The organism is Neobacillus paridis (genome assembly GCF_016765675.1).
GTDB classification, from domain to species: Bacteria; Bacillota; Bacilli; order Bacillales; family Cytobacillaceae; genus Neobacillus; species Neobacillus paridis.
Genome location: NZ_JAESWB010000375.1, coordinates 450 through 899, shown reverse-complemented (window position 1 = coordinate 899; position 450 = coordinate 450). Strand labels below are relative to the sequence as shown.

Genomic DNA, 450 nt, shown 5'->3' with positions numbered 1-450 from the left:
GCCGTGCCACTGGTCTCGGCCATCCTGCTGCCGGCCGCGATTGCCGCCGGCTTGCCGCCGATCGCCGGCGCAATGGCCATCGCCATTGCCGGGCAGGGCATGGCGCTGTCGTCGGATTATGTGATCGGCGTGGCGCCCGGCATCAGCGCCAAGGCGGCCGGCGCCGGCGTCAGCGCCGCGCTGGTGGCCGACCGGGCATTGCTGCTGTCGCTGATCACGGGCGTGATCGCGCTGGGCCTGGGCTATCTGATAACCCGCAAGAGCTTCATGTCGGCCAGTCCGCTGCATCTCGAAAAATGGCAGGCAAGCGCCGGCAACAATGCAACGGAAGAACTGGATGGTCCCGGGACCTTTGAAAAAGCCGAGATTGCCCATGGCACCGAGCGCGCGCCGCTGGCTACCGGTTCCGATATCGACGCGCTGCTAACGCTGCAGAGCCAGCGCCGCAAC

1 pseudogene is annotated in these 450 nt (G+C 67.3%); it reads left to right on the top strand.

Annotation, left to right across the window (positions count from 1 at the left end):
- Positions 1–450 (top strand): annotated as a pseudogene (locus JK635_RS29260) (hypothetical protein); the annotation flags it as partial.